This window comes from Bartonella sp. HY406, from assembly GCF_025449315.1.
Lineage (GTDB): Bacteria > Pseudomonadota > Alphaproteobacteria > Rhizobiales > Rhizobiaceae > HY038.
The window spans coordinates 132,663-156,707 of record NZ_CP104893.1; the positions used below are offsets into that span (position 1 = coordinate 132,663).

Here is a 24,045-nt window from a genome sequence, read left to right on the forward strand (position 1 = left end):
AATACCGTTAATCGTCATGCTTGGGGCAATATTTAGCCCAAGTTTTTGGTGTTTCACTTACTCTAACCGCATTTATTTGTGGGCATTGCGGTTTGAAACGCTCATAAAAATGGCGGGCAAGATTTTCAGCTGTGACACGATCATGGCCTAAAACATCATTTAAATGTCGATGGTCATATTCATCATCAATGATTTTTTTAGCAAAAGCCAGTTCTCGATAATCAACAACAAAGCCAAAATCATCAAGATCTTCTGCGGCAAGTTCAATGACCACAATATAATTATGGCCATGTAAACGGGCGCATGGGTGACTTTGCGGTAAGGCTGTCAACTGATGCGATGCGGAAAAATGAAATTCTTTGGAAATTATAAACATAGTTCAAACCACCTTATGTCAAAACGTGGTTTAATTGCGGCATTAATAGCAATGCCAGCGGTATGGGGTACCGCATAGTTTACTCTAAGCATAATGTTGTCCTTGTTTTAAACGGGTAGGCTGCGACCGTAAGCTGGCCATTATCATTAGCACAGCAAAAAGTAAAGGCTTTTAAGCGGCAAAAGATTTTGCTTGCTTGCTCATAATCCCTAAGAAATCGATTAGTGAGATAAAAGACTGCTCATTTTTTAGAAATTCTTCTGCGTTAAAGCATACCGGCAGGCTTTGATAAAAATCTATATTTTCCTCATCTATATAGGGCAGTGCGAAATAGGAGCCAAAAAGCAAAAGATAATAATCAATAAGGCATTGGTAGATTGTTAATTTTTGCGGTACCGATCGATAAAGCAGTGCGCGGGGTGATATGAATGCGATAAGCAATTGCTCTTTGATGTCTAGAAAATCATGGGGCCAATCGCGTTTTAAATATTTATGGTCAATTAAATGACGGATAGAAGATAAAAGAAAGCCTTGGTAATCTCCGATAAAATCGGTATCTTTAAAATGGCTGTTGCGTTCATTTTTATAAAGTGGAAAGGCAATTTCGAAATTTTCAACATTTTCAAGCAAAATGGCGTTAATAGTGATGTTGCCATTATCAATTTCAATGATACCATAACCTGCGGGAAAGCTTACAGTTGAAGGCATGGCATAATTATGGAGGTTATTAAATTGCGAATGGCCAAGAGCATGCATATGACCGCTAAAATGATAGCAAAGACCAGTTTTTGCTAATTTTTCACTAAAGGCTAAGGCTGGCATACGTTTTGCCCAGCTTACACCGCCTGCTAGCATATTTGTTTGTTCATGGCGCGGAAAACCAACCATTGGGTAATGGGAAAAAGCCAAAACTGTTTTGCCTTTTTGCTTGCCGCGCCTTACGATATCGGCAATCCAACCTTCAATATAGGGGCGATATTCAAGCGTTTTTTGCCAAGCAGCATTAGCATGCAAAATATATTTGCCTGTCCTATCTTGCCGTACAATATTGCCATCCAATAAAATAAGCCAAATATCATCTTCTATTTCAAGTAAATAAGAACTATCACTTGCTAAAAAACTATAATCATCAGTGTTTTTCGCCGATGCTTGCAGCCATTTTTTAGGCGTTTCGTGGTAAATAAAATTTGGGCTTTCGCCCATACCCCAATGCTTTGTGTATTCTAGTGCTTGGGCTTTTGTCGAGCACACCATGTCGGGGCTATAAAATACATGGCCTTCCGCTTGCTTGTTACCGGTTACATGAATGCCCTGTTGATCACTGGCTTTCACTAACCATTTTTCAAGTAGCTTTCCTTGGTCGTCAAAACAGTCATGATTGCCAAAAAGCGCATAAAAATGCATTTGATAGCGCAAGGACATTTTATCGAGAATATTTTTTAATGCTTGATAATTGGGGGCTTGTCCATCATCGGTTAAATCACCAAGTAGCACCACATGTTTAATGCCGCGTTTTTGAATATCATTAAGAGCGTTGTTAAGAGCGGCAATACTTTCATTAAAAACGCGGGTGGAAGCCATGCTATCTTTTAAGCTACGTAAACCAAGATCGCCACTGCCTGCTTCAAAAAGACCATAGCCAAAATAAATATCATGCAAATGGATATCGGATAAAATTGCTATTTTTTGCATGAAAATTCCTCTATTTTCACTATAAAATAGTAATATTCTGTCTTATAAAGGCGGTAACGCTTGATATTGAAAGCTAACAATGGCCAAGAAACTACGTCTTAGCAAGTAAAAATTGTACAAATTATTTTATTATCTCTCAGTTTTAAAGCGAATTTGTTTCGACCATAACAAATTTTGTCATATTTCTTAGGTAGGACACCCTCATGAAAAAAGAGGATATAATGCAGGATAATATAATTAATAAACAAGAACAGCCTCAAAATACTGCTAATTTATGGGACGATGCTTATGAATATTATATGATTGGCTATTATTTTTTGCGGATTTTGCATGGTACAAAGAAGCGCAATAAATATGTAATTAATCAGGAAATTTTAAATTGGTATGAGGAATATCACCTTATATTAGGTCTCTCGATTCCAGAATTTAATCGCATGGTCAAGCTGGAAGAGGGGAGTTTATCTATTGATGATTTTCGCTTAACATTGACGCCGTCCATTTTTCAACAAAAGCAGCCAGTTCCTAGACTATCAAACTTGCAAAAGCGTCTTGATATTCTCGCCGATATATTAAAATTAGATGGTGATGAAGTTGCTGTTATAAATGCAGTTTATCGCTTTGTTCGGTTTTTGCCACTGATGAAAATGATATCAGCTTTTGATGATAATAGTTGGTTACGCAGTGAACCAGATTTTAAGCACCTTTCTGATGTGCTTGGTAAAAATATCATGCAAATGCGTGAATTATTGCGCGATGATTCAAACCTTATACAAATGGGGCTGATTAAGGATCGCCATGGCGATAGCTGCACCGTATCTGAGCTTTTGATCAAGATCGTTGAAGGTGAAAGCTTTGAGATGGACGAGCTTTGCAACCAATTGGTTGGCTTGCAAACCAAACCCACCTTAAGCCTTAGCGATTATGATTTTTTGGCGCAAGATTGCGATGATGCTATTCGTATATTAAGTGGTAGTCTTGATAAGGGCGCAAAAGGCGTTGGCATATTGCTTTATGGCGCCCCAGGTACCGGTAAAACTGAATTTGCCAAGCTTCTAGCCGAGCATAGTGATGCACGCGCTGCTTTTATTGGTGAAGCAAGCGATGATAATAAAACCGATCCATCGCGCTATGAACGTCTTGTGCATTTATCGCTTTTGTCTGCCCTTGGCAAAAAAGCAGGTCGGGTTGTTGCCATTGTTGATGAGGCTGATGATATTTTTGCCGGCATTGATAATTATGATCCACGTGGTCGCGCTGGTTCCAAAGTCTTTATGAATAGGCTGGTTGAAAGCAGCGAAATTCCAGTAGTTTGGATTGTTAATGACTTGGAAAAGCTTGGCGAAACTATTTTGCGTCGTATGCTGCGTATTATTGAATTTCCAAAGCCAGCAAAAGTCATTCGCGAACGGATTATTACTCAAGAAGCTGAGAAAAACGGTGTTCGTCTTGATAGTGAAAGCTTTGAGATTTTGAGTAAGATACCCGCAGCACCTGCGCTTTTTGCAAGCGGCCTAAGAGCGGCGGCTTTGGGCGGCGGTGATGGGCGCATGGCCGTTTCTGCTGTTCATTCGGTGTTTAAGGCGCTTGGCGGTGAAGTACCTCACGCTTTAGATAAGGATAAAGCACAGGCAAAAAATTTCGAGATTGAGCTTGCCAATTCAAATGCGGATTTAAAGCAATTGGTCGAAAAAATTGTTCATCTCGGGCCAAAGCCATTATCCTTTTTGTTTATGGGAGCATCAGGCACAGGAAAATCACTTTTTGCCCGTCATTTGGCTGATAGGCTTGGCATGAAAGTTGCCCATAAGCGCGCATCAGATATTTTAAGCATGTGGGTTGGTGGTAGTGAAGAAAACATCGCCAACATCTTCAAGCAGGTTGCTGAAAATAATGAATTCTTGATCATTGATGAAGCAGATTCGCTGTTATTTAATCGCGAAGGTGCTATTCGCAGTTGGGAAGTTAGTCAGGTTAATGAAATGCTGACTTGGATGGAAAGCCACCCTTTGCCTTTTGCAGTGACAACCAATCTGGTTGAGCGGCTAGACCCTGCGGTCTTTAGACGGTTTTTGTTTAAAATTGAATTTTTGCCATTAAATTATGACCAAATTCAATTTGCTTTTAAACGCTATTTCAAAAGTGATGCGCCCGATAGTGTATTGGGATTAACACAACTGACCATTGGTGATTTTGCCGTTGTTGCCCGTAAATGCGATATATTGGCGGTTGAAGATATTGAAGCCATTGCGCAAATGCTAAAGACTGAAATTGAAATGAAAAAAGAAGCATCCATTCAATCATTATTATTGATGAATGGCACGTGAGCGTAACTAACCTTTGAAGCGAGCCGCATTTTGTAAAAATAGACTTTGTTAAAATGCGGCTTTGTCATTCATTTAACAAACAAACTGTCTATAATCTGTAGACTACCCGCAATTTACATCCATGCTATATTCTTAGATTTTAATGTTGTGAGGAGAAATTTTAAAATGGTCAAGAATATGTTGAAAGCTCTATGCCTAGGGCTTGGTATCATGTCAATCGCTTGGGGAGGATCAGCTATGGCAAGAAGTTTAAAACCAATAGAAAGCCAGCTTATTCAAGCGGTTAAAAAGCATGACAAAGCAAAAGTTGAAGCGTTGATAAACTCTGGTGCTTCGCTTGAAACACGTGATAGCGATGGTTCTACTCCTTTATTGATTGCTACCCGCGATAATGATATTGACATTGCTCGCATGTTGATTTTGGCGGGTGCGGACGTCAATGCTAAGGATAAAATTCAAGATAGTGCTTATCTTTATGCTGGTGCACGTGGGCATTTAGAAATATTGCGCCTAACCCTTGAACATGGCGCAGATGTGGAAAGTCTTAATCGCTATGGCGGAACAGCGCTTATTCCTGCTTGTGAACGCGGCCATGTTGAAACGGTAAAAGCTTTGCTGGAAGCAGGCGTTGATGTCAATCACGTCAATAATCTTGGTTGGACGGCATTGCTAGAAACGGTCATTCTTGGCGATGGTAGCAAAAATTATGTCGAAATTACCAAGATTTTATTAGATCATGGCGCAGATGCAAAAATTGCTGATAAAAATGGTGTCACCGCCTTAGATCATGCAAAACAAAAAGGCCAAAAGGACATTGTCGCCATTCTTGAAAAAGTCCAAGGGTAAAGCTTCATCTATTTCACAGCCTTCAAGACATTACGCGACTTGAAGGCGATAAGCCATGGATTAAATGGAAAACTGCTATCCATAGAAGCCACCATAAAATAAAACTGTTATTTGAATTTGATGATCGCCAAAACTAGTCGATTGGCCTGAGTAATTTCGATAAGCGATGGGACAACATGCTTGATGATATATTTCCCGATGCACAAGAAATATAACCCGAATGACTTTCCTTCATAGATATGCGAAGATATGCGACAAAGCCAAAATTATTAGTATGTGGAAAATCGCAATAATATATAAATGGATTATCAAAATCCAAATACCAATAGCGGCCAATTAACAAAACACTTAAATTTTTTATTAAAAAAACCGATTAACACTATAAGTGACAAAGTATAGCCACTTTAAAGTGGCATTATATATTTATAAAAAAGCAATACCTAAGTTTAAAAAAACAAGGCGTGATAAACACGATCCAGTTCCATCAATGCTTGGCTTTTATTCAAATCATTTAAAGGAAATATTATGCGTAAAATATTGCACATGCTATTTATTGGAAGTTTATTGATATGCAGCGCATGTGCATTAGATGTCGATCGCATCCTAAGGGTTGTTTCTTTAGCTCATCTTCTTGACAAAGGGTGCCAACAGAATACTTCATTGTGCAACAAATATAATCAATGTGTTTATAACGGGGTAAAATTGGACCGTTCCATCAAAAAAGACGACATTACTGCTTACAGCATAGAACTGAGTGGCCAATTATCTGAAAAAAGCAAAAATAGTCGTATACAAAAGTGGATTAATTATTGTGCCGCGAAATATAATATAAAACAATAACAAAGATATTTATGCTCTCATTGGATGTTAACCCGATTGAGCCTCGCTGCAAAAATTATTCTTTAGCTAGATCAACATCAAAGTGTGAGGCTATTGGTTGTTTTAGGCCTACCTATTTTTGACCATTGTGTTTTTAAACATGGTGGATTTTTGCATGGGTAAAACATCAAAAATTTCTCGCGGTGAGATGAAAAAAATGAAGATAAGCTGTTTATAAAAAAATTAGTATTGTAATTCATTTTCATTGATGTATTCTTATTGCAGTTACATTAATCGCAATGAGATTAAAATGGGAAGAGCATTTATTGATCATGTAACAAAGCTGATTGGCACTCAGGCTGTCGTTACCGATAGGGATGAAATTGCAATAGCTGCGCAGGATTGGCGCGGCAGATATGAGGGGGAGGCCCTTTGCATTTTGTATCCCGCTAATACGGATGAGCTAAGCAAGGTTTTAAAACTATGCTATGAGCTGGATATTGCCGTTGTGCCACAAGGTGGCAATACCAGTCTTTGTGGAGGATCAGTTCCACAAAATGCCGATGATAGTGGCAAACAGGCAGTGATTATCGGCTTAAAGCGGCTCAATCGCATTTTAAATGTAGATGTTATTGGCAATACTATCGAGGTCGAGGCTGGCTGTATTTTAGCAAATATCCATGACGCAGCCAAAGAAGTTGATCGCTATTATCCAATAAGCCTTGGTGCGGAAGGTTCATGCCAAATAGGTGGCACAATTGCAACCAATGCCGGTGGCACATCGGTTTTGCGTTATGGCAATACCCGTGAAAATGTCTTGGGCTTAGAAGTTGTTCTTGCCGATGGTAGTATCTGGTCGGGGCTTAATGGTTTGCGCAAAAATAATACCGGCTATGATTTAAAACAATTATTTATTGGCGCTGAAGGTACGCTTGGCATAATAACCAAGGCAGTATTAAAATTACACCCTTTGCCGCATAATCATGCGCTTGCATGGCTCGGCTTTTCTTCATTGGATAGTGTTTTAAAATTATTGCCGCTTTTTCAGCAGGCATGTGGGGCAAAACTCTCGGCTTTTGAATTGATGAATGACTTCCAATTAGATTTGGTGGTTGAATTTGTGGCAGACCGCCGCTCTCCGCTGCAAGAACGCCATAATTGGCATTTGTTAATCGAATTATCGGACAATACATCCGATGCCGCACTAAATGACCTTCTACAAACTGTTTTAGAACAAGCTTTTGAAAATGAATTGGTTGATGATGCGATCATTGCTTTAAGCCAAAAACAGTATTTTGATTTATGGGAAATTCGTCATAGCGTTTCGGAGGCAAATAAAAAGGCGGGTATTGGGCTTACAACAGATTGCGCTGTGCCTTTGTCGGCTATCGTTAATTTTATCGAAGATGCCACAACCAATGTTCATGCAATCATAGAAAACCTACCAATTATCATTGTTGCACATCTTGGTGATGGCAATATTCATTTTATTCCATTTTTATCTTTTGATGTTTGGGAAAAATGTGAAAATCGTGACCAATTAGCACAACGCCTTAGGCGTGCGGTTGATGAAGCGGCTTTGTCTTATAAGGGAACATTTAGCGCTGAGCATGGCATAGGGCGCATGCATTTACCTGAAATGGCACATTTTAAATCTGATGTAGAATTAAAAATGATGCGGGCAATTAAATCAGCCTTTGATGCAAAAAATATAATGAATCCGGGTGTGTTGCTGCCGGATATGTAATAAATGTCTTTGTAAAAATAAGCTCAAAGCTTTCATGATTGTGATGAGGGGAGAGCAAAACTAAGTGAGGAGAATGCAATGAAAAATCAAATATCGCGTAGAAATTTATTGAAACTTGGTGCTTTTAGCACTGTAGCGCTTGCCGCCCCCGCAGTTTGGAGCCCATCACGAGCACAGGGTAAAAAACGTATTACTGTAAGAGATGATGGTGGCATTTATAATCAGGCTTACACCGAAGTATTCTATCGTCCATTTACTGAAAAAACCGGTATTGAGGTTATTGGTGTGCCTGCGAATGCAGAGCCTGCAGCGCAAATCCGTTCTATGGTAGAAACTGGCACATATACTTGGGATATGGCTAAAATTTCTCAGCCAACCATTCTTGTCTTAACCTCTGGTGAGCGCAAATATTTGCAAAAGCATGGCCTTGAAAGTGATCCGGTCATTTCAACAATTCCGCAAAAATATATGAGCGAATGGGGTGTTGGCAATAATATTTATGCGACAATCCTTGCTTATCGCAATGAAGCCTTTGAAAATAAGCAAGCTCCTGCTTCATGGGCTGATTTTTATGATATTGAAAAATTTGAAGGCCGCCGCGCTTTGCGTCGTCATCCCTTTGATACGATTGAAGAAGCGCTTTTTGCCGATGGTGTCGATATTGCTAATATGTATCCTTGCGATACCGAGCGAGCATTTAAAAAGCTTGATCAAATCAAAAATGAAATTGAAGTCTTTTGGACAAGTGGCGCGCAGGTCGAGCAAATGTTGCAATCTGGCGAGGTCGACATGGTGCCTGTTTGGGTTTCACGCGCACATTCGGCCATTGCAGCCGGCAGCGATATTGGTGTTGTTTGGGATCAAAATATTTGGGGCGTGGATAATTGGTCTATTTTGGAAGGTACGCCCAATGCTGATCTTTGCCGTGAATTTATTATTTTTGCGTCCGATGCCAAGCGCAATGCCGAGCTCATGAAATTCTTCCCCGCCGGTGTTGCCCAAGTTGATGCTTTTGAATTTATTGATCCAAATGTTGCAAAAAATTGCCCAAGCTTCCCTGCTAATAGTGAAAAAGGCATTCAGATTGATGCAAAATATTGGCGCGACAATCAAGAAAAGCTCATCACAGATTATAATCAGTGGCTTTTGAGCTAAACCAAAAGCCTGCTTAATCAACAATAGATAAAGCCATTTTAATCACTCAAAAGCCCTTTGGGGCTTTTGAACAGGGGTGCTTTGTTTTTAAATGGCTAAAAATGGCGATTGATGAATGATTTAAAACACGAGCATTTTAAAAAATTTAAAAAATCGTTCAATTTGCCCCTAAAACCCAATTAATTCATGAAACAAACAAAAATTTAAGAGGAGAGCGATATGGGATCATCTAGTTTAACCATCAGACAGCTCAAAAAAACATATGGTAATTTTATCGCTTTGGCACCAACTGATCTTGATGTACCCGAAGGCGAGTTTTTAACCCTTCTTGGTCCTTCTGGTTCTGGTAAAACAACACTTTTAAATTTGATTTCAGGCCTCACCACACCTGATAGCGGTTCAGTTCTAGCCGGTGAGCGCGATATGACCTTTGCGCCGCCCCATGCGCGTGATTTGGGGGTTGTTTTTCAAAATTATGCGCTTTTCCCGCATATGACGATTGTAGAAAACATCGCTTTTCCATTGCAGATGCGAAAAATTCCCAATGATAAAGCAAAGTCCATGGCGTTAGAAGCTTTGGAAATGGTGCGCTTGCCGCAAGTTGCGCAGCGTTACCCTAAAGAGCTATCTGGCGGACAACAGCAGCGCATCGCTTTAGCACGCTGCATGGTTTACAAGCCATCTATTATTTTGATGGATGAGCCTTTAGGCGCGCTTGATAAAAATTTGCGCGAACATATGCAAATTGAGATTAAACAACTTCACCGCGAAATGGGTACAACTATTGTCTATGTCACTCATGATCAGGAAGAAGCGATGACCATGTCAGATCGCATCTGTTTGATGAATGCTGGTGCTATTGAGCAATTGGGTACGCCTGCTGATTTATACTTCCGGCCGCAATCCTTGTTTACCGCACAATTTTTGGGTGAATCCAATATATTTAAAGCGCAAATGAAAAGCGATCATGGCGAAGAATGCACTCTGCAATTGGCTGGAACGGCGATAAATGTGCGTGCCATGCGCAATAATGTAGATTTTTCGAATGATAAATCAGTCAATATCATGATCCGCCCACAAAATATGATTATCTCTTATCAGCCGAGTGAAAATAGCATCAAGGCAAGTATTTTTGATGTTATGGTAACCGGCAGTTTGACTAAGCTTTATGTTAATACGCAGATTGAGGGAGGTAACCAAGTTGTTGCTTCTTTTGTGACCCGCAATCAAAGTGAACAATATAAGCCTAATGATATAATTTATTTAAGCTGGGATGTGAGTGACAGTGTTGTTCTTCCAAATAGTGAGGAACGCAAATGAGCACATCACCAAGTCCTGCCAAAGCACAGAATAAATGGCTAAAGCCGCTTTTAATGGTGGCACCGATTATTATTTTATTGTCGGTCTTTTTGCTTTATCCAGTTTTCCAGCTACTCTTTTTGAGTGTTTGGGGCAAAGATGGCTTTACTCTTGCCCCTTATCAGCAAATTTTTTCATCTTCTTTGTACATGAATGTTATGTGGATCACGCTAAAGATTGCGTTTTTCACTACAGTCATTGCAATTATTTTAGGTTATCCGGTAGCCTATACAATTTCCCGTGCTAAAGAAAAAACCAAAGCGCGTTTGATATTTTGGGTTTTGTTAGCTTTTTGGACAAGTTTTCTTGTGCGTGCCTTTGCATGGGTGGTTATTTTGGGGCGCAATGGCGTTATCAATAATACATTAATCGGCTTTGGTATTATCGATAAGCCGCTTAACCTACTTTATGGCTTTAATTCAGTTCTTATTGGTATGGTTCATGCCATGATCCCATTGGCGATTATGACTATGCTATCGGTGATGGAAAATATCGATCGTAACTTGCCGCGCGCCGCAGGCACATTGGGGGCAAAGCCTGGAAAATCATTCTGGACGATTTATTTTCCCTTATCCATGCCGGGCGTCGCTGCGGCAAGCATCATGGTTTTTGTCACCGCAATTGGCTTTTTTATCGTACCAGCCTTGCTTGGCGGTAGACGTGATACCATGATTACCCAGCTTATTATTGATCAAGTACAGCAAACATTAAATTGGGAATTAGCTGCAGCAATTTCTGTTTTCCTTCTCCTTGTGGTTGTGGTCATCTTTATGGTTTATGATCGCATTTTTGGCTTTCAAAGCTTAACTGGCGAGAGTGCAACGACAACGCATAAGCGAAACTCAATTTTTCGCATTTTGGGTAATCGCGTACTTTCTTATATTGGTGATACAACCGATTTTATCCTAAAAATCTTCCCCAAACGCAAACAGCAGGAAAATGAGCAAGCTTCAGTCGGTGTTCGTAGCTTTGTATGGGTATTATTAGTGGTTATCAGTTTGCCAGCCTTTTTGATGATCCCACTATCATTTAGTACTGCCAATTTGTCATGGCCGCCAACCGGTTTTACTTTAAAATGGTATGAGGCCATTTGGCAGTCACCAATTTGGATGCAAGCTATCTGGCGCTCGATCATCATCGCAACCGGCACAGGTATTTTATCAATGCTTATTGGTGTACCAACTGCGTTTTTAATGGTGCGCCATCAAATGCGCGGTAAAAGCATTATGTTAGCCTTTATCTTGTCGCCAATTATTGTACCGCGCATTATTGTTGCTGTTGGCTTATTTTATGTTTTCGCTCAGCTTGGCATTGTTGGTACTATTCTTGGTTTGGTTATCGGTCATACCGTGGTGGCGGTACCTTATGTGGTTATGACGATGATGGCAGTGCTGCGCAATTATGATGTCAGATTAGATCTTGCCGCACAAAGTCTTGGCGCGACACCATGGAAAGCATTGAGGAAAGTAACATTTCCAATTTTAGGCGCTGGCATGTTTTCCTCATTCTTGTTTGCTTTTGCAACATCATTTGATGAACTTACCATTGCGCTATTTTCAACTGGTGGCGTTACGACCACCTTACCTAAGCAATTCTGGGATGAAGTTACCCTATCGGTGTCACCGGTAATCGCAGCCGTATCAAGCGGACTTTTGATTTTCATCGCTATTTTAATTTTCGTTGCCGACAAATTACGCCAACGTAGTCTTAATCGTTAAACTTAATTGCCAAACATTTGTGACATTCTCATTGATGTTTGGTTTATCTTCTGGAAAGAATTATTATGTTAACTTCACATGACCTAAAGGGTATTATCCCTGCAATTCCAACACCGCTTAATAATGATGACACAATTAATATTGATGCATCAAAAGCTTTGTTTTCGTGGCTATTACAGCAAGGTATTGATGGCGTTTTACCTATTGGCGGAACGGGTGAATATGGTTCACTGGCGCGTGCTGAGCGGCTAAAATTTGTCGAATTATCAAAAAAAGCAGTTGAAGGTAAAAAACCAGTTATTGCTGGGGTTTTAGATGCTGGCTATTATGATGCGATTGCTGCAGGAAAAGATCTTGCAAGTGCTGGTGCTGACGCACTTTTAGTGGTAACGCCTTATTATACCAATCCAACTCAAACCGGACTTTATGATTATTATTCGCGTTATGCAGATGCTTCCCCTGTACCTGTTTTAATTTACGAAATTCCTTATCGCACACGTATCGCCATTAATCCGGAAATTATTCACAAATTATCCCATCATCAAAATATTATTGGCATGAAGGCATGTAACACCGACATGTATCATTTTTTACAGGTTGTCGCCGGGGTTAGTGATAATTTTTCGGTTTTAAGTGGTGAGGATGGTCTTTTCCCATTGCATATGGCAGCTGGTGCAAAAGGTGGTATTGTTGTAACTGCAACCATGTTACCAAAAGCATGGCGGCTTATTTTTGACTTGGTCAATGCTAATCGTCTTCAAGAAGCCCTTGAGATTCATCGCGCAATTATTCCTTTGCTCAATTTAACTTTTGCCGAAACAAATCCAGGCCCGATGAAGTCGGTGCTCGATCTTGTTAAAGTTAATGCGCCCCATATGCTTTTGCCATTGGAAAAGCCAAATTTAAACCTATCCAATTCGCTGCGCGAAACCTATGCAGCGTTAATCGAGCGTTTTGAAAAATAGTTTTAGCTATTATAGATCACTCCTTGTAATGATAAGAATTGCAGGGAGTGGTTTTTAATCTATCAACAGTTTAATTTAAAATATGCTGACAATAATGTTGCTGTTTTTTTTGCAAATTAAATATATGGTTTTGAAAAATTATAAACTTCTTTTACAAATATGCATCTAAATCAAAATCGCTTAATTTTTAAATTATTGAAAGAATAAATATGCCCAAATTCTTGTCGGGTTCCAAACAAAACGAAATTGAAAATGATCCAAGGGATTCATCTTTATTCATTGGTTCTACCGAAAAGACATTTAGAGTTCTGCATGCTTTTGATGCTCCCCAAAGACAGTTGCCTTTATCTGATATTGCCCGTTTAGCCAATTTGGATCGCAGCGCCACCCAACGTATTGTTTATACTTTAGAAACCTTGGGGTATTTACAGCGTGTGCGCCAAACTAAAAATTATGCGCTAACTTCAAAAATATTACAGTTTTCCTATAATTATCTTAAATCGAATGAGTTGATTGATAAGGCCTCGCCCTATCTCTTCGCAATCAGCCGCGATATTGGTGAAACAACCAATTTGCAAGAGCTTGACGGTAATGAAGTTGTTTTTGTTGCGCGCTTTCCAGGCCAGCATCTTGTCAATGTTGATATTACTATTGGTAGTCGTTTACCTGCGGTTTTTACCGCGACAGGAACGGCTATTTTGTCGCGCCGTCCTATTGATGAGCTTGATGCAATTTTGCAATCAACCGTGCTTAATCCTCTTACTCCTTATTCATTGACCGATCCGCAAAAAATTCGTGAGCGTATTTTGGCAACTAAGGAAAAAGGTTATGCGCTGATTAGCAATGAAACAGTTATGGGGGATATTTCGCTTGCTGCCGCCATTACTGATGAGCATGGTATTGCAGTTGCCGGCCTTAATATTTCTGTTCCAACCACCCGTTGGACTGTTGAGCAAGTTGAAAAAGAATTGGTTCCCCATGTGCTTGTTGCTGCGACATCCATATCGTTTTCCAAGTTTAATTCCTATTGATTTTTAATTATATTTTCTTTGAGGCCGAAATGAAAAAATTGTTAAACTTTCACGATTATCGGCAGGCTGCCAAAAGAAAATTACCGCGTTTTTTATTTGAATATATTGATCGTGGCAGTGAAGATGAACATGCAATTTGTAATTTGCATAATAGTTTTTCCAACATACGATTAACCCCAAAAATTTTACAAGGCATTGATAATCCAGATTTATCAACCCAATATTTCAATAAAAATTATAATATACCGCTGATTATTGCACCTACTGCTTTGGCGGGTATCGTTGCTGTTGATGGTGAGGTAAAATTGGCAAGGAGCGCCGGTAAACTTGGCATTCCTTTTACTGTATCAACCCAATCGGTCACCACGATTGAAGATATTCGACAAAATGCGGCAGAAACTGAATTATGGTTTCAGCTTTATATGTGGCGCAATCGCAAACTCACGCAAACACTTTTAGAAAGAGTTTGGAATACAGGTGTAAGCACTTTGATGGTAACTGTTGATACACCAATATCACCAAAGCGCGAATATAATCAAAAAAACGGCTTTTCTATTCCGTTTCGTCCATCTTTGCGCTCCATATTGGATATTTTGGGCGCACCGCATTGGCTATTTTTTGTTCTTTTGCAATTATATAAAAGAAATGGTATGCCAAGCTATGGGCATTATCCAGAAGAATTTCGCCATAATATTATGTCCGTAAGCCAAAATGAAGAGTTGCGCATTGAGGATAAACTCAACTGGAGTGATGTTGAAAAATTACGCACTACATGGAAAGGGCAAATTATCCTAAAAGGCATATTATCGCCTAATGATGCGCAAAAAGCATTGGCGCTCGGCATGGATGGCATTGTTGTCTCTGCCCATGGCGGCCGAAATTTTGATAGTGCAGTAACCCCAATTGATGTTCTTGAGCCAATTATTGATAAAATGGGCGAAAAGCTAGCTATTTTTGCCGATAGTGGCGTGCGCCGTGGCAGTGATATTGCCAAATTATTATCATTTGGCGTAAAGGCAGTTTTATTAGGTCGCGCGCCATTGTGGGGATTGGCGGGGCAAGATGAAAAAGGTAGCATGATAATTCTTCAATTATTAATTGAAGAATTACAGCAAACCATGATTATGCTTGGATGCAAAAATATTGAAGATTTACCAATGTCGCGTAATGCGCAAAAATGATTTTAATAATTCTTTATTTTGATGTTTATATTGCGCAGCTTTGCTGCCAATATTATAATTTTCGATGATAATATCTGTATCAAGCAAAAATGCATTGCTACTATTGTTAGCCAATAAAATGATTATAGAAGCACCGCGAAGATGTGAACTTATATTTTGTGATAAGCTTTAAACCAAGATATAAATTTTGATAATCCATCATCAAGCGATGTTTGGGGGGCAAAATTCAGATCGCGTTGCGCTAATGTTATATCGGCATAAGTCATAGGCACATCTGCTGCCGGCATTGGCTCATATTGTTTGATTGCTGCCTTATTTGTCCACTTTTCGATAAGGTTTACAAATTCTTCAAGTTTTGATGGCCGGTTATTGCCTAAATTATAAACTGGCTCGATCGTGTTTTCAGTATTCAAAATACGATTTATTGCACCAATAATACCATCGACAATATCATCAATATATGTGAAGTCGCGCATCATATCGCCATAGTTAAAAAGCTTTATCGGTTTTTGATGCAATATAGCATCGGTAAAAAGCCAAGGTGCCATGTCTGGTCTTCCCCAAGGGCCATAAACTGTAAAAAAGCGTAAACCTATGCTGCGTAAACCGTGAATATGTTGATAGGAATTGGCTAAAAGCTCGCCAGCACGTTTGGTACTTGCATAAACGGAAACAGGTCCATCAACTCTGTCGCTTTCACTAAAAGGTATCTTTTTATTGCTACCATAGACCGATGAGGAACTTGCATAGATAATCGGTACGCTTTTTGGCATTTTAAGGGCTTGTTCAAAAACCGTTACCTGTCCGGTGACATTTGAATGAACATAGCTATAGGGATTTTCTATCGAATAGCGCACCCCAGCCTGTGCTGCTAAATGAATGATGATATCGGCATCCATATCATCAGATATGGCTGATCGTAATTCTTCCGGCAGCGCTATATCGGCTTTAGAAAAACGGAAATTTTTATCATTTTGCAATGATTTTAGCCGATGTTCTTTTAGTGTTGGGTCATAATAAGTGTTGAGATTATCAATGCCAACCACGCTCCAGCCATTTATAAGGAGTTGTTTTGCAACATGAAATCCAATAAATCCTGCCGTTCCAGTTACAATTGCTTTCATATTGATTAAAATCCCATATAAGATATGCCGGTTAAAATATTGCAGTTTAGTCAGTCTTTGTTATTTTTGATAAATATTTTTTTATCAAATTCTTAAGCTGCTTGACTAAAGCGACATTAATTTACCTGACTTTTTCAACTGTTTTTGTCTTTGCGTCAAGCTTTGATTTAAACCTATTTTAGTTTGGGGTAATCCAACGTTTTTGATAGTTCCGTACTAATAAAATCGAAAGCTACACTTTCCAATGAAGTGCTTAATTTACATAAAATATTTTTCAAAAAGGTTATTAAAAAATAATTATTTTATGTTTATTTTAGTAAAATTCAACTGCTTTTTATTACATAATCTTTCTAAAAATTCAGAAAATGAACCAAGTTTTGTAATATTATCCCAATCATCAAAAGAATAAAAATTACCAAATTTATCAGTTAGCAACCCAGAAGTGATCACATATTCGCCCATAGGGGTCATTTCTAATATTCCATTATCTGTAAACCTTTGATAATCTAATTTATCAAATCCAATTGACCCCCCCAAATCAAATTCAACAAATGGCGTTTTCCATTCACCGTAATTTTCTATTTTTGATAATCCATCAAATTGTTTTGCAAAAGACTTTGCAAAATTTGAAACTATACAACCGTCATTAATAAGGTCGTTTAGCTTATTTTCAATATCAACTTCTCTTCCCTGAAACCATCCCATTTCTAGCAATGGTTTCAATTTATCTTCCAATAAATCACATTCAAAACCTTTTATTATTTCCACCATTTATTTTCTCCTATTTTGGTTTTATAGCCGTGGCACCCAAATATTTAAGTGCATCTTTAGGCCTCGTCGCAAATATTACTTGTAATTTATATTAACGTAAAAAATAAGAAAACTTGAGACTATGCCTGCCTATTTTAGGGAGCCTTAAATGCTAACGAGATTAAAGAACAAATTATTTTATAGGGCAAGAAATGATTTTAAAGCCAATTTTAGTAGTTGGGCACCTTGAAGCAATGATCATTATTCAGGCTATCAATTGGTATATTCGCTATTGTTTAAGCTATAGGGATATTGAAGAGCTGTTATTGGAGCGCGACATCAAGGTTGATCTGGGTTAAATCAACCGTTGGATGCTGAAATATGCGCCAAAACAAGAAAAACGAGTGCGAAATTTCGAGACCAGCCCCATGCGGCGCAGTTTGCATCGATGAGACATATATCAAGTTTTTCTTAACTGTTTATTAAATATTTAAAGAAATTCTCTTGGCAGTTACAGTCATTTTAAACAATGCAATTTTTTTAATAAAAAGCAATAAATTAACTTTTATTGTCGCTAAACTTGCTTTAACACTAGGCAGCTAAAGCATATAAATGGTTCAAAGTGGTTTTGAGCTATGATATGCAAAGATTATCATAGAGCATTGCAGCAATGATGCATCTATTGACGGTTTAAAGGTTCATGAATGATGGCTCGCACCGATATTGCCCGACGTGTTTTTAACCATACATGGAAGCTTGATCCGATTGTTCGATCATTGCTTGATACTGATTTTTACAAATTGCTTATGCTGCAAATGATTTGGGGGCTTTATCGCGATGTTGATGTGACCTTTTCGCTGATCAATCGCACCAAGACTGTGCATTTGGCCGATGAAATTGATGAAGATGAATTACGCGCCCAACTTGACCATGCACGGCAATTGCGCTTTAGCAAAAAAGAAATGATTTGGCTTGGTGGTAATACATTTTACGGCCGCCGCCATATTTTCCAACCAGAATTTTTAAATTGGCTTCAAGATTTTCAACTGCCCGAATATGAATTGCGCCGCCGTGATGGCCAATATGAATTGCGCTTTTCTGGCCCTTGGACCCATACCACCATGTGGGAAATTCCTGCCCTTGCAATCATCAATGAATTGCGCTCACGTGCCGCAATGCGCAATCTTGGCCAGTTTGCCTTGGATGTGCTTTATGCGCGCGCCAAAGCCAAAATGTGGGGTAAGGTTGAACGTTTACGCAAATTGCCAGATATTCGCATTTCAGATTTTGGCACGCGGCGCCGCCATTCCTTTCTTTGGCAGCGTTGGTGTGTGGAAGCCTTGAAAGAAGGCATTGGCACAGCTTTTACTGGTACTAGCAATGTGCTGTTAGCTATGGATACGGATGTCGAGGCTCTTGGCACCAATGCCCATGAATTGCCGATGGTGGTTGCCGCTTTAGCTCAAAATGACGAACAGTTAAGCGCTGCTCCTTATAAGGTTATGCAGGATTGGAACCGCTATTATGGCGGCAATCTCTTAATTATTCTGCCTGATGCTTTTGGCACAGATTCATTCTTGCGCAATGCCCCTGATTGGGTTGCAGATTGGACAGGATTTCGCCCTGATAGTGCGCCACCAATCGAGGGTGGTGAAAAAATCATTAAGTGGTGGCAAGAGCATGGTAAAGACCCACGCGAAAAATTATTGATTTTTTCTGATGCTTTGGATGTTGATACGATTGAAGAAACCTATCGCCATTTTGATGGGCGGGTAAGAATGAGTTTTGGTTGGGGGACTAACCTAACCAATGATTTTGCTGGCTGCGCACCGGACGCAATTTCGGGCCTTAAAGCGATTTCATTGGTGTGCAAAGTTACCCATGCCAATGGTAGGCCTGCTGTTAAATTGTCAGATAATTTGCAAAAAGCAACTGGCGAACCTGATGAAATTAAGCGCTATATTGATTTTTTTGGCAATAAGGATCGCCTTGACCGCCCAGTAGAGATTTAGCAATTGACTTGCATTAAAATTGCAAAAATAATTTTGGTATGAGCATCTTTGCGTGTGACCGTATTTTTAAATAGGTCTAGCTGATTATTTTTTAATGTCAGCAAAGCATTTTGTTATTTGATAAGGTGTCTAAAATCAATTGTTGAGGATTTAGCACCCTCTAAACTCTTATGGTTTTCAGTCAACATTTTTTTCAGCAAATTTTTTACTTTTAAAAAATCTTGCATCAGGTTTTTATGGAGAATTTCTTCTCCTGAAATTATTGGAAAATCTGTGTAAAGAAGTCCATTTTCTAAAATATCCAAAATGGTTTTATTATCTGTTCGACTTTCAATGAAGGAAATAAATTTGGGCAAAAATATTAAATCTTCAGCGCATTCAGAAGAAATGCAATTATTTATTTGCATATCTATTAGGGTATATAACATACACGAAATTAGAAAATCGTAAGTAGTTTTTTGGTTTTTAAGGGGATCAATCATTTTATCAACTGCTCTAAGCAGTCTTACTGGAGAATAAAATTAACCGCTTGATGAAATTCTTTAGCGGTGATTAAAAATGTGAGTTAACATTTTTAAACGCGTAAACTATAATTATTGATAAGGTCGATCCGCAGGGTGAATGTAAGAGGGTAAAATTGTCTTATAAACATAAAGAAGATCTTTCGCCATGCAGGCCAATCCGTCCTCATTTTCCATAGTGTCATAAAAATTAAAAAGGTCTTCGGGGTTGTTAACTCCCAATGCTTTTTTTTTCCATTCAAGAAAGCAAACCAATAAATTAGCTTCATTATCCTTTGATATACCACTTTCACGTTTTTGCGAAAATACACCAGAATAAAAATGATACATGCCAGAAGCATTGATAACAAACATTCGTGGACGTGTGGTCATCAAAAATAGGGTATGTTCAATGTCCATGCATTTCCTCTTTTAGAAAATTGCAAGCCTACGCTAATTCATTAATATGAAAAATTTTGTTAAGCGCTTGTTTTAACCAAGTTAATAAAGCACAATCATATAAAAACCTGCCATCTAAATGGCATTTGCCATTTTGTGCGCCCATATCATTAAAGCGCTGCGCACCATGCACCACCCAGCGTTGCATCATGATGCGAGTTAGCTCCGCATGGAACTGAACGCCCCAGGCGTTTTCACCATAGCGAAAGGCTTGGGTGGGATAATTCGCGCCGCTTGCTAATAATAGTGCATCACGAGGAAGATCAAAACAACCTTCAAGATGAAAATGATAAACCATTTTTGGCCAGTTAAATAGGCTTTGGCCAACAGGAGTTGCCTCAATTGGATACCACCCAATTTCTACCAAGCCGTCCTTGTGCGAGCGAATTTGGCCACCAATATGGCGAGTTAACAATTGCGCTCCAAGGCAAATGCCTAAAAACGGTTTATTCTCACGCAACGGCACACTAATCCAATCCGTTTCATAGCGTACATAATCATGGGGATCATTGGCACTCATCGGGCCGCCAAAAATCACAACACCACTATGATGCACAAGGGTTTTGGGTAGTTTCTCACCTAGGGCAGGGCGTCTGATATCAAGGGGAAAACCAGCCTTTTGCAATAATTGTCCCACACGTCCAGCGGTAGAGCTTGCCTGATGCAAAACTACTAAAATAGGAGCTTTTTCCCCACTAGCTAATAAGGGCCGCTCATCATCATAATCCAATTTGAAATTATATGCCAGTGACATGATCTATCGCTCAACACCCATAATTTACAACCAGCCAATTATTTTTGGCAAACCCTTAAGCGTTTTTCTGGTGGTTCAGAGTGACGCTCTCTTTATCGTTTAAAGCAATATTTACCGCAAATTTTTCTATTTTTGGTAAATATGCTAAGCAGAAACACATCAATTTAACTGTTGTTTGGTGATGTTTTCTAAGTTTTTTATAAAATTGCTGCACAATTTTAAAAAAATCTTACGATAATCAACTTTCTATAGGCGCAAAGTCAATTCTCATTTCAGAAACAATCTATCAACGCCACGCAAACATTTGCAAACTGCCATTGATCAAACAATAAATATATTAACCATCTTATAAGCTATTTATTACTATAGGAAAAAGATTAAAACGAGTTTAATTTATAAAAATAACGAAAAATTGTTCAAAAATCGGCAAGAAAATAAAATTTTAATCCAATTAATGCCGATTTTTACACCACTTGAATGGTTGAATTTCTTCAACTTGATAAAAGTCCGTACTTGGCTAAAGGAACATAGACTAATCGTCTTTAACGCGGCCGCGTAATTTTTTAACGCTGCCGCGGCTCGTTTTACTGACTAAGCGGCGCTCCACCGAGGCTTTGGTTGGCCTTGTTTTCTTTCTTGGCGGTGGTGGTGGCGCACTTGCTTTTCGCAGTAAATCAACCAAACGCTCGCGCGCATCAATTCTGTTGCGCTCTTGTGTGCGAAAGCAATCAGCCTCAAGCAAAATTTGCCCATCCTTGGTGGCGCGTTGGCCGGCAAGTTTAATTAGGCGATCAATTATATCGGCAGAAATATCAGCTAAATGCGGGAAAAAACGCAATTGTACCGCAGTTGCGACCTTATTGACATTTTGTCCACCAGGTCCACTTGCGCGAATAAAGCTTTCTTCAAAACTGCTTTTATGAATGGTGATGGTTTCATTTACATAAAGGAAATCGTCACTTAAGTCTATTTTTTGTACCATGACGTAACCATCTTCAACACATGTTTATATTGGCTTAACCCATCGCTAGACTGGAGAAATTGCAGCATCTTTAGCAGAAAAAGGTATTAAACGCAAATCTACACGATGCGTTACTGAAATTGACCCCAGTATTTTATAAATTGTCGATTTTACGATCTATTGGCAATGAAAAAAAAATTATTTTTTACCAATATCAACCTTATGACCCTGCCATTGATAGCCACCTTTGCCAAAGGCTGAAAACCATACTGCTACTAATAAAATATCGCGATAAAAAATAGCAATTGCTTGCCGTATGGACATTGGCCACCCCACATAAGCGGTGGTTATGAATTCTACGCCATACCAAACAAGCATAAACCAAAGAATGGAGGTGAAGGACACCGCCCCCAAACATGCTGCAAGCAATAGGCATAGCAGTGGAAAAACGCTACCTGACAAGATTTCAATGTAAAAGAAAAAGGCAAAGGAGTCACGGCGCAGTTTGGCCCAGCGAACTTGCCTTGACCATACTGGTTGAAATTGCTTTTCGCCAAGCGGTTGGGCAAAAGGCATTGCAGATAGGCGTACTTTTAGTCCTTGTGAGCGCACGACCTTGGTGGCGGCAGCGTCTTCGGCAATTTCACTCGCTAGGGCTTCAATACCACCGGCATTATCTAATACCTCGCGCCGCCAAAATAATGTCTTACCTTGTGCAAAGCCGTTGCCAAGCGTATCGGAACATAATTGCCAGCGTGCTTGATAGCTATTTAAGAAAGCTGCTTCTACATCAGCAGCAAAATTTTCAGGCTCAGTACCAAGCGGCGGCGAAGCGACAAGCCCAGTATCATTTTTAAAACGAGCAAAAAGCTGAGCAATATAATCAGGCGGCATCAATACATTGGAATCGGTCATCACTACCCAATCATATTGAGCGACTTTCCAACCTTTGATTAGGTTGTTTAGTTTAGGATTTGGGCTAATTGGATTATCACCAATTAATAATTGTGATGGCACATCAGGATATTGCGCCATTAGTTTTTCAACCAAGGGAATAACTGGATCATTATCGCGCGAAACACAAAAAATAATTTCTTTTTTAGGGTGGTCTAGCGTGAAAGCGGAAGTAAGTGTACGTTCTAAATTATTTTCAAGACCAGCAACTGGCCGCAAGATAGTTACACCCTCATCATACCAAGTCTCAATTGTGCTAACGGGATGCCATTTTGAGCGAATAGCCACAACAAGCAAAGTTACAATTTGAAGCAATAGACACAAAGCTGCAAGTGTCACTAAAATGGTTCCTATAATCCACACGCTTGCTTTTTCCTCTCAGTTTTCAAAACTGTTATTTATCATAAATCTTATTTAATTCATTTTTGGCAAACTGTGAAGCTGCTTTTAATTAAAAGACGTATAATCAAATAATTAGATCTAATGATTACTAGGCTTATAATAAAAATCTACCCTTTGCCAACATATTATTTATAGCTATATTGTTTAGAACAAGAAATTGTCAAAAATATTATTGTGGTTTTATCGGAAATATTTCCCCTTGGTGCAGTAAAAATGCAACCAATTTTTTGACATCAAAAAGACCGTTAAAAGCACGATGCTCAAGATCTAATCCACCGGCATAAGCTCCCAATGCAGGTAAGATCAGACGTGAAAAATCGGTAGCAAAACAAAAGCCGCGTATAGATGCGCCATAGCGTTTAATCCGCTTAGCTGGGTGTAAATGGCCAGAAACTTGGCCCTTTTCACCATTTATTTGCGGTTCATGACAAAAAGTAAGGGTCTGAATTTTTTTTTCTGTAACAATTTCGCCACTTAAATTATCTGGCAAAAATGGATCATGGTTGCCGCTAATCCAAATCCAATGAAATTGTTGCGATAAGCTTGTCAAATATTGGCGAATGTCCGGTGCGATAAAATTAAATATGCGCGTATCGTGAAAGCTGTCACCAAGGCTTAATATTGCTTCAGGTTGATAATGCGCAAATAGCTTTGCTAATTTTTCAATAGTAATTTTAGTGTCAAGGGGTGGTATAAGGTGACCTTGACGTGCAAAGGCATTGCCTTTTTCAAAATGTAAGTCGGCAATAATTAATAATTTTTTACTTGGCCAATAAATAGCACCCGATGCATCAAGTATAAGATCTTGGCCACAAAAGCATATTTTAAAGGCTGTTCTCAAATAATATTTGCCTCTTAATCAATGAAATCTTCTAGCCATATATTGCTTAATGCTTGAAATGATTCAACACCATAG

At 39.1% G+C, this 24,045-nt stretch carries 20 protein-coding genes and 1 pseudogene; 11 read left to right on the top strand and 10 right to left on the bottom strand.

What is annotated here, in order from left to right; genetic code table 11:
- Positions 1 to 7: 7 nt before the first annotated feature.
- Entirely contained in the window at positions 8 to 376 is a 369-nt protein-coding gene (gene queD, locus N6B01_RS00550) for a 6-carboxytetrahydropterin synthase QueD (RefSeq protein WP_262079417.1), read from the bottom strand.
- Positions 377 to 547: 171 nt separating this feature from the next.
- Entirely contained in the window at positions 548 to 2,068 is a 1,521-nt protein-coding gene (locus tag N6B01_RS00555; RefSeq protein ID WP_262079418.1) for a metallophosphoesterase family protein, read from the bottom strand.
- A gap of 221 nt (positions 2,069 to 2,289) precedes the next feature.
- On the opposite strand from N6B01_RS00555, the gene N6B01_RS00560 reads away from it, so the two are divergent.
- From N6B01_RS00560 to N6B01_RS00600, 9 genes are all read left to right on the top strand, one after another.
- Positions 2,290 to 4,392, top strand: a complete 2,103-nt coding sequence (locus N6B01_RS00560; RefSeq protein ID WP_262079419.1) for an ATP-binding protein — start codon at positions 2,290 to 2,292, stop codon at positions 4,390 to 4,392.
- A 210-nt stretch (positions 4,393 to 4,602) separates the two neighbouring features.
- Complete coding sequence (locus tag N6B01_RS00565; protein WP_262080686.1) at positions 4,603 to 5,238, top strand: ankyrin repeat domain-containing protein; 636 nt, start codon at positions 4,603 to 4,605, stop codon at positions 5,236 to 5,238.
- 1,129 nt (positions 5,239 to 6,367) lie between these two features.
- Positions 6,368 to 7,804, top strand: coding sequence for an FAD-binding oxidoreductase (locus N6B01_RS00570; protein ID WP_262079420.1), 1,437 nt, complete (start codon positions 6,368 to 6,370; stop codon positions 7,802 to 7,804).
- Positions 7,805 to 7,882: 78 nt separating this feature from the next.
- Positions 7,883 to 8,959: an ABC transporter substrate-binding protein gene (locus N6B01_RS00575; RefSeq protein WP_262079421.1), complete on the top strand. Its 1,077-nt coding sequence runs from the start codon at positions 7,883 to 7,885 to the stop codon at positions 8,957 to 8,959.
- A gap of 219 nt (positions 8,960 to 9,178) precedes the next feature.
- On the top strand, positions 9,179 to 10,279 hold the full coding sequence (locus tag N6B01_RS00580) for an ABC transporter ATP-binding protein (protein ID WP_262079422.1): 1,101 nt from the start codon (positions 9,179 to 9,181) through the stop codon (positions 10,277 to 10,279).
- Positions 10,276 to 12,036 (top strand): ABC transporter permease subunit, encoded by a 1,761-nt coding sequence (locus N6B01_RS00585; RefSeq protein ID WP_262079423.1) that lies wholly within the window; start codon positions 10,276 to 10,278, stop codon positions 12,034 to 12,036. The genes N6B01_RS00580 and N6B01_RS00585 overlap by 4 nt, the downstream gene beginning before the upstream one ends.
- A gap of 65 nt (positions 12,037 to 12,101) precedes the next feature.
- Positions 12,102 to 13,001 carry a 4-hydroxy-tetrahydrodipicolinate synthase gene (dapA, locus tag N6B01_RS00590; protein WP_262079424.1) on the top strand — a complete coding sequence of 300 codons (900 nt, stop codon included), beginning with the start codon at positions 12,102 to 12,104 and terminating at the stop codon, positions 12,999 to 13,001.
- 209 nt (positions 13,002 to 13,210) lie between these two features.
- A complete protein-coding gene (locus tag N6B01_RS00595; protein WP_262079425.1) occupies positions 13,211 to 14,032 on the top strand; it encodes an IclR family transcriptional regulator in 822 nt (273 codons plus the stop codon).
- Between the two features lie 29 nt (positions 14,033 to 14,061).
- Positions 14,062 to 15,213, top strand: coding sequence for an alpha-hydroxy acid oxidase (locus N6B01_RS00600; protein WP_262079426.1), 1,152 nt, complete (start codon positions 14,062 to 14,064; stop codon positions 15,211 to 15,213).
- Positions 15,214 to 15,362: 149 nt separating this feature from the next.
- Here the strand turns inward: N6B01_RS00600 and N6B01_RS00605 are convergent, their stop codons facing one another.
- On the bottom strand, positions 15,363 to 16,337 hold the full coding sequence (locus N6B01_RS00605) for an NAD-dependent epimerase/dehydratase family protein (RefSeq protein WP_262079427.1): 975 nt from the start codon (positions 16,335 to 16,337) through the stop codon (positions 15,363 to 15,365).
- Between the two features lie 297 nt (positions 16,338 to 16,634).
- Entirely contained in the window at positions 16,635 to 17,108 is a 474-nt protein-coding gene (locus N6B01_RS00610) for an SUKH-3 domain-containing protein (RefSeq protein WP_182418423.1), read from the bottom strand.
- Between the two features lie 221 nt (positions 17,109 to 17,329).
- Between N6B01_RS00610 and N6B01_RS00615 the strand changes: the two are divergent.
- A pseudogene (locus N6B01_RS00615) lies at positions 17,330 to 17,552 on the top strand (IS6 family transposase); the annotation flags it as partial.
- Positions 17,553 to 17,794: 242 nt separating this feature from the next.
- The gene (pncB, locus tag N6B01_RS00620; RefSeq protein WP_262080688.1) at positions 17,795 to 19,099 is read left to right on the top strand and encodes a nicotinate phosphoribosyltransferase; all 1,305 of its coding nucleotides are present in this window, start codon (positions 17,795 to 17,797) and stop codon (positions 19,097 to 19,099) included.
- A gap of 113 nt (positions 19,100 to 19,212) precedes the next feature.
- On the opposite strand, the gene N6B01_RS00625 is transcribed toward pncB, so the two are convergent.
- The 6 genes from N6B01_RS00625 to pdeM all read right to left on the bottom strand — a co-directional run bounded on the left by N6B01_RS00625 (position 19,213) and on the right by pdeM (position 23,970).
- Positions 19,213 to 19,581, bottom strand: a complete 369-nt coding sequence (locus N6B01_RS00625; RefSeq protein WP_262079428.1) for a hypothetical protein — start codon at positions 19,579 to 19,581, stop codon at positions 19,213 to 19,215.
- 111 nt (positions 19,582 to 19,692) lie between these two features.
- On the bottom strand, positions 19,693 to 20,019 hold the full coding sequence (locus tag N6B01_RS00630; protein ID WP_262079429.1) for a hypothetical protein: 327 nt from the start codon (positions 20,017 to 20,019) through the stop codon (positions 19,693 to 19,695).
- Between the two features lie 28 nt (positions 20,020 to 20,047).
- The gene (locus N6B01_RS00635) at positions 20,048 to 20,812 is read right to left on the bottom strand and encodes a glutamine amidotransferase (protein WP_262079430.1); all 765 of its coding nucleotides are present in this window, start codon (positions 20,810 to 20,812) and stop codon (positions 20,048 to 20,050) included.
- Between the two features lie 532 nt (positions 20,813 to 21,344).
- Positions 21,345 to 21,794 carry an alternative ribosome rescue aminoacyl-tRNA hydrolase ArfB gene (gene arfB, locus N6B01_RS00640; RefSeq protein WP_262079431.1) on the bottom strand — a complete coding sequence of 150 codons (450 nt, stop codon included), beginning with the start codon at positions 21,792 to 21,794 and terminating at the stop codon, positions 21,345 to 21,347.
- 177 nt (positions 21,795 to 21,971) lie between these two features.
- Positions 21,972 to 23,066, bottom strand: coding sequence for a ceramide glucosyltransferase (locus N6B01_RS00645; RefSeq protein WP_262079432.1), 1,095 nt, complete (start codon positions 23,064 to 23,066; stop codon positions 21,972 to 21,974).
- A 232-nt stretch (positions 23,067 to 23,298) separates the two neighbouring features.
- Positions 23,299 to 23,970, bottom strand: coding sequence for a ligase-associated DNA damage response endonuclease PdeM (pdeM, locus tag N6B01_RS00650; protein WP_262079433.1), 672 nt, complete (start codon positions 23,968 to 23,970; stop codon positions 23,299 to 23,301).
- Positions 23,971 to 24,045: the final 75 nt, after the last annotated feature.